Here is a 6,289-nt window from a genome sequence, read left to right as displayed (position 1 = left end):
CCGAACTGCGGCGATGGGTGCGAAACCGCGGAATCGGCGTCCGCATCGCCCGCAACGGCATCGAATCCTCCCAGCGCCTCGGCCGTCACCGGTGGCTGATCGAGCGCACGATTTCCTGGCTGGCCGGCTACCACCGCCTCAACCTCCGCTACGACCGCAAGGCCACCCACTTTCCTCGCCTTCCTCACCCTCGCTGCGGCACTGACCTGCTACAAGAAACTCGCCAAATCAGCCACATGAGACATGCTCTTAGCGAGATAGTCCCAGATAGACCCCGATGGGGCCCATAATCTCGGTCATGATGTGGCAACACTGTTTCGGGTATGTGGAGGCTGCGTCGCCCAGCTGCATGTAGATCCGGAACGGTTGGCTTTATATGCGGTGAGCTGCTCCCGTAGGCTGCGGTAACAAGGAACAAGACCATCCTATTGGTTTGCGATATGCTGGTAGACATCACGAAGCAGGATCGCTAGTGTGTTGCGCTTGAAGTTGGGCAAGTAAGTTGTTGTTTTGTTTCTGGGGTTGGCGGGTTGATTTTGGTGAGGTAGTCGGCGAGGGATTTGAGGATTTCGTCGGCGGTCTTGGTCCAGCGGAAGGGGCGGGGATTCTCGTTCCAGGTGGCGATCCGGTCGGCGATGTCGCTTTCGAGGGCTTTGACCGAGGTGTGGACGCCGCGGCGGATGAGTTTGTCGGTGAGCAGGCCGAACCACCGTTCGACCTGGTTCATCCAGCTCGAGCCGGTCGGGGTGAAGTGGACGTGGAAGCGGGGATGCCGGGCCAGCCAGGACTTGATCTCGGCGGTGTTGTGGGTGGCGTAGTTGTCGCAGACCAGGTGCACGTCCAGGTCGCGGGGCACGGCCTTGTCAATGGCGACCAGGAATTTCTTGAACTCGGCGGCGCGGTGGCGACGGTGCAGTTCACTGATGACGGTGCCATCGGCGATGTTGAACGCGGCGAACAGGCTGGTGATGCCGTGGCGCAGGTAATCGTGGGTGCGGCGTTCGGGCATGCCCGGCATCATCGGCAACACCGGCTGGGAGCGGTCCAGAGCCTGGATCTGGCTCTTCTCATCGACGCACAACACCATCGCCTTCTCCGGCGGATTGTGGTACAGGCCAACGACATCCACCACTTTTTCGATGAACAGCGGGTCGGTGGACAGCTTGAACGAGTCCTGCAGGTGCGGTTTGAGATCGAACTTCTTCCAGATCCGGCCGATGGTCGATTTCGAGAGCCCGGTCCGTTCGGCCATCGATGCTCGCGACCAGTGAGTATCCTTGCCCGGCAACGATGGACGATCTGACCGAGCAGCGCGTGATGGTCTTGTCGGGCGTGCAACTGTGAATGCCCTCACCTAGCGGCCAGGGACTCGCCCGCATCGAGGGCGTCGCGATCCTCACCACCTTGGCTCGTCGGGTCGAGCGGATCGAGATCGCCGGTCCGCCGACGCGACACCTGAACAACACCGTCTACGGGCTTGAGAGCCTCCCGGGTCCGGCTGCACCCGGCAGGTAGCTGAGCTTCCGACCGCAGACATGCCACTGCGTGCGCTCCCTCCCGGCCGGGAGGGAGCGCGCAGTTTGTGCTGGGCTGCGTGATCAGCGCAGGGCCGTGACCCCGCCGTCGATGACGATGTCGGTGCCGTTGATGAAGCTCGCGTCGTCGCTGGCGAGGAACGCGGCCACACGGGCGACGTCCTCCGGCCGGCCGAGGCGGCCGACAGGAGTGATCGCGACCACTCCCGCCTCAGCCTCGGCACCCATGGCGTCGAGGACCGGCTGTGTCGCCGGGGTGACGATTAGACCCGGGCTGATCGAGACCGCCCGGATGCCGTCCCGGGCGCCCGAGACCGTGAGATGCTTGGTGAAGGCCAAGACGCCGCCCTTGGCAGCACCGTGCGCATGCTGATCCACGAAGCGCGCGCCCAACTGACCGGCGATGCTCGCGACGTTGATCACCACTCCGCCGCCGGCAGCGGCCAGGTGCGGCCACGCCGCCTTGGTGGAGATGTAGACCAGGTCGAGCTCGTAGGTCATCGAGAAGCGCCACGCCTCGTACGTCATCTCCTCCCACGGCCCGACACGGGCGACGGAGGCGTTGTTGTAGAGCACGTCGATCCGTCCGTACCGGTCGACCGCGTGCTGCACCCACCGTCCGGTGTCCTCCTCAGAGGTCAGGTCGACGGGATGCACGGACTCGATCTCGAGTCCCTCGTCTCGGGCCAGGCGAACAGTCTCCTCGGATCGCTCCGGGTCTAGGTCGCAACCGACCACCGACGCCCCGCGACGGGCGAACTCCAGCGCTGCCTCTCGACCCATGCCGCCGGCGGTGCCACTGATCAACGCAACCTTGCCGGAGAGCGACGTCATGAGGAGACCTCCGCCCGGTCGTGGCCACCGGCCCGCATCGAGCGGGGCCACACGCCCTGCTTGCCCGGCGAGAGGATCCCTGCCGGGTCCACGGCGTCCTTGAGGCGCTCGACGAACCGCAGGTATGCGTGGTCGTTGAACCCGTACTGAGCGGCCGCCTTGTCCATGAAGTGCAGGTGGGCGCGGTACTCACCGAAGCCGCGCGCCCCGGCCTTCCCGACCAGCTCACGCGTCGCGTCGTAGGCGACCCGCGTCGCCTCCTCGTCCGTGTAGTCGTACAGCGCACCGGAGACCGCGATGGCAGCCCGGGCCGTCACGACGATGATGTCGGAGAAGTAGTCGAGGCCATTCGACTCCATGACCCCGCGCATGAAGCACTCCAGGTCGTAGACCTCCTGCCCGCTGAGCGGGACCACGGGCGAGAAGCCCATGTGGCCACCGTTCTCGCCCCCGTACCACCCTCGCATGTCCAGCCATTCGAGGTTGGGCACCCCGGAGAGGACCCGGTCCGAGGAGTTCGGCAGGTTGCGCGCCTCCTCGGGAGTGCGCTTGGAGCTCACGATGCGCGCGCCCGGGATCGCCGCGGCGAACGCCCGTTCGGCCTTGGCCATCTGGAGGTCCACGATCGCGTCGTCACCCCAGAGCGCGAAGCGCAGGAACCACCTTCCGACCCCGAGTTCTTTGGCGATCTCCTCGATGCGCTCCTCCGGGACCGGCTGTTCCCCCTGCCAGAAGCTGTCGCGCTGGCCCGCGCCCGACGCGAGGAACAAGGTGTTGAACACGCACGGGACCCCGTCGATAGTGCCGTCGAGCCGGAGTTCACGGAGTGTGTCGATGAGCGGGATGAGGTCCTGGTCCTGCGGCACCGTGACAGCCGCATGGATGATCTTCTCCGGCTTGGGGGTCAGCCACACCCCCATCTTGGTGACAATGCCGAGGTTCGACTGGACGAAGAGTTGGTCGAGCGCGGGCCCGAAGCTGCGTGGGTAGAGGTTCCACGACTTGTTGCCCTCCATCGCGCCCATGCCGGTGCGCAGGAGGTCTCCGTCCGGAGTCACCACCTCGAGCCCGCAGACGGCCCGGAAGTCCTTGCCGTTGGGCAGGTAGGTCGTTCCGCTGTCCAACGCGTTGCCCACCACGCTGCCCCAGCCGAGGTCCGGCACCGACAGCATCAGGTTCGCGCCCTGGGCCTCGATGGCGTCGTACAGCTCCTGGAAGCTCACGCCCGGCTCCACCAGGGCGTACCCGAGCTTCTCGTTGATCTCTAGGACCTTGTTCATCCTGCGCAGATTCAGCGTCACGCACCCCGACACGCGGGGTGCGGCACCGCCGTAGCCGTTGTTGCGGCCCTGGCTCTGGGTCCAGATCGTCACCTGGTGGCGTTGCGCGATGCGGACGATCTCCTGCACCTGCTCCACCGTCGTCGGCTGGAGGATCGCGGCGGAGGTGAAATCGGACCAGGCGGTGGGCTGGTACGGGTCCCGGTACTCGGCGTAGGCCTCGGGGGTGAGCAGGAGGCCGTTCTCGCCCAAGGCCGCGCGGAACTCGTCCAAGGCGGTTTCGAGATTTCCTCGGGGGAGCTCCCGCTCACCCTCGAAGGGACGGCTCGTGGTGACGGTCATGATTACCTCCGGTCGTGAATGGTGCGGAACGTGGTGTGGTCGGGCTCGGTCATGCGGGGTTGCGCCCGACGAAGAACTCGCGGAGCGGCTCGGTGGTGGGCTCCAGCCCCGAGTCGATGAGCCCCTTGCGTAGGGCGTTCATCTGCTGGTCGTGGATGCGCATCGTCGGCTGCCGCAGCGGGCCGCCGTTGTAGCCCTGGAGCCAGCCCTGGAATTTCCAGGCCTGACGGTTCAAGAAGGCGCCCCCGTGGAGCGCCGGCGCAAGCCCCGCTTTCGCCTTCCGGGCCGGATGCAGCTGCCAGAACAGGTCCGAGGCCTCGTCATGCTTGCCGGCTGCTAGGAGCTCCATGGCCCGAGGGATCATCGGACCGTAGTACTCGTGGTCGCTGGTCGCCGAGAACTTCAGCGGCATGACCTGGGCGAGCGGGATGAGCTCGCCCTCGATCGGCATCGAGATGACGACCTCGTCCGCGAAGTGCCGGTGGCACTCGATCACGTTCTGGATGCCCGGGAAACCACCCTCTGCCTTGATGGCGACGATGTTCGGGCACGCGTCGACCAGGCGGCGCAGGAGCCGCAGCGGGATGTCGCTGGGGTGGATCCGGGGGCTGAACCCCCACAGGTACATCGGGAACAGCATCACCCCGAGGTTGGTGGCGTCGCACAGCGCCTTGGTGTAGTCGAAGATGTCGTCCTCGGACTCGGGATAGAAGTTGGGCGGGTAGGACAGCAGCACGAGCTCCGCGCCGGCGCTCTCGGCACCGCTCACGGCCTCGATGTTGTGCTGCAGCGTGCTGAAACTGGCGTGATGGACGAGGATGAGACGGTCGCCGACCTCGTCCTTGATCGCGGCGAGGAACCGCTGGTACTCGGGCCGGGTGATGGCGACCTCGGAGACCCCGAGGGTTCCGACGAAGCCGTGCTCGACGGCCCGCCTGGCATCGTGTCGGATCCCGGCCTCGTTGATGTCGTCAAGGTCGGCGGTGAACGACGGGATCGTGCAGTTCACGGCGCCGACGAGGTGTTGGCGCGCCCAGGCACGGGCCTCGTCGGGGGTGTAGCGGGCCATGTGTCTCCTCAGGTGGTGATGGTGGGTGCTTACTTGGTGATGGGCGCGAGCGTCACCGGCAACGTGGTTCCGAGCCCGAGCTCGGTGGCGCGCTCGGCGCACATCTGGGCAACGGCGAGGTCCTGGACGGCAGCGCCTACGGACTTGTAGACGACGACGTCGTCCTCTGAGCGACGCCCGGGTGTCTGACCGGATACGACGGCGGCGAGGCTCACGAGCTTGCCTGAGAAGTCGGTGCCGGCCTCCTTCGCAGCGATCATGTCGCCGGTGTCGTGGGCGACCTCCTCGACCTGGTCGGCGACGACGAGATCGGCCTGCGTGATGCACGACGCGTCGAGCTCGCGCTGCTCCGGCAGGGTGGACCCGATCGAGACCACGGTCATGCCAGGCTTGATCCAGTCGCCGTGCATGATCGGGCTCTCGTCGTGCGAGCGGGCCGCGCACACGACGACGTCAGCTCCGGCGACCGCGTCCTGCGGCGTCGAGACGGCGCGCACCGCCGTGCCCTCCCCGGCGAAGACCTCGACGAACCGCTCACGGCTGGACGGGGTCGGACTGAAGACGGTGACCGCGGAGAGCTCGCGCGCGGAGGCGAGGGCGCGCAGGTGGTTCTGGGCCTCGAAGCCCGAGCCGATCATCGCCACCTGCAACGGCCTCCGCGGGGCGAGGACGTCCACAGCCAGGGCCGAGGTGGCTGCCGTTCGGAACCCGGTGATGGAGTGCGCGTCGAGGAGTGCGACCAGGTCGACGGTCTCGGGGTCGAAGAGCGGGATCAAGTAGGAGACCCTGCGGCTGTTGACCGAGGCGGCGATGAGCTTGGCGCCCATCATCCCGGTCTCGCGCGAGACCCCGCCCAAGATGCGCAGCCACAGCCTGTTCCCGTTGCGGGCCATCATGCGAGGCGGGAAGGCGTCAGTGTCGTCGAGGTGGCCGTACGCGCGACGCAGCGCGGCGACGGCGGCCGGCCAGTCGTGGACCGCTCGGACGTCGGCGTCTGTCAGGAAGGTGGTCAAGAGTCGGTGCTCCTCGGTTGGATCGGACGCTCACCGCACGCGGCCGTCGAGGGACTCGGCGACCCAGTCGGCGATGAAGCGCATGACGTTGGTGGGGTTGTCGAGGTTGCAGTGTTCGACGCCACCCCGAGTGGCTCGTGCGTCACCCATGTGCGAGCTCCCGCCACCTCGACTTCCCGATCAGCCAGGAAGCGGGTGGCGTTCTCGGCGTAGAAG

The 6,289-nt window shown here is 66.6% G+C and carries 4 protein-coding genes and 2 pseudogenes; 1 reads left to right on the top strand and 5 read right to left on the bottom strand.

The window, feature by feature from the left end; all coding sequences use genetic code 11:
- A pseudogene (locus tag AB0L97_RS38285) lies at positions 1 to 240 on the top strand (transposase); the annotation flags it as partial.
- A 229-nt stretch (positions 241 to 469) separates the two neighbouring features.
- On the opposite strand, the pseudogene AB0L97_RS38280 reads toward AB0L97_RS38285, so the two are convergent.
- The 5 genes and pseudogenes from AB0L97_RS38280 to AB0L97_RS38260 form a co-directional block, all read right to left on the bottom strand.
- Positions 470 to 1,273: pseudogene (locus AB0L97_RS38280) on the bottom strand (IS630 family transposase); the annotation flags it as partial.
- A gap of 325 nt (positions 1,274 to 1,598) precedes the next feature.
- On the bottom strand, positions 1,599 to 2,369 hold the full coding sequence (locus tag AB0L97_RS38275; protein ID WP_364439887.1) for an SDR family oxidoreductase: 771 nt from the start codon (positions 2,367 to 2,369) through the stop codon (positions 1,599 to 1,601).
- Complete coding sequence (locus tag AB0L97_RS38270) at positions 2,366 to 3,991, bottom strand: FAD-binding oxidoreductase (RefSeq protein WP_364439884.1); 1,626 nt, start codon at positions 3,989 to 3,991, stop codon at positions 2,366 to 2,368. The genes AB0L97_RS38275 and AB0L97_RS38270 overlap by 4 nt, the downstream gene beginning before the upstream one ends.
- Positions 3,992 to 4,040: 49 nt before the next feature.
- Positions 4,041 to 5,060 carry a dihydrodipicolinate synthase family protein gene (locus AB0L97_RS38265; protein WP_364439881.1) on the bottom strand — a complete coding sequence of 340 codons (1,020 nt, stop codon included), beginning with the start codon at positions 5,058 to 5,060 and terminating at the stop codon, positions 4,041 to 4,043.
- A 29-nt stretch (positions 5,061 to 5,089) separates the two neighbouring features.
- Positions 5,090 to 6,073, bottom strand: a complete 984-nt coding sequence (locus AB0L97_RS38260) for an ornithine cyclodeaminase family protein (RefSeq protein ID WP_364439878.1) — start codon at positions 6,071 to 6,073, stop codon at positions 5,090 to 5,092.
- Between the last annotated feature and the right edge of the window lie 216 nt (positions 6,074 to 6,289).

It is taken from the genome of Nocardia sp. NPDC051911 (assembly GCF_040681035.1).
GTDB classification, from domain to species: domain Bacteria; phylum Actinomycetota; class Actinomycetes; order Mycobacteriales; family Mycobacteriaceae; genus Nocardia; species Nocardia sichangensis.
This window is presented reverse-complemented; position numbering and strand designations above follow the sequence as displayed.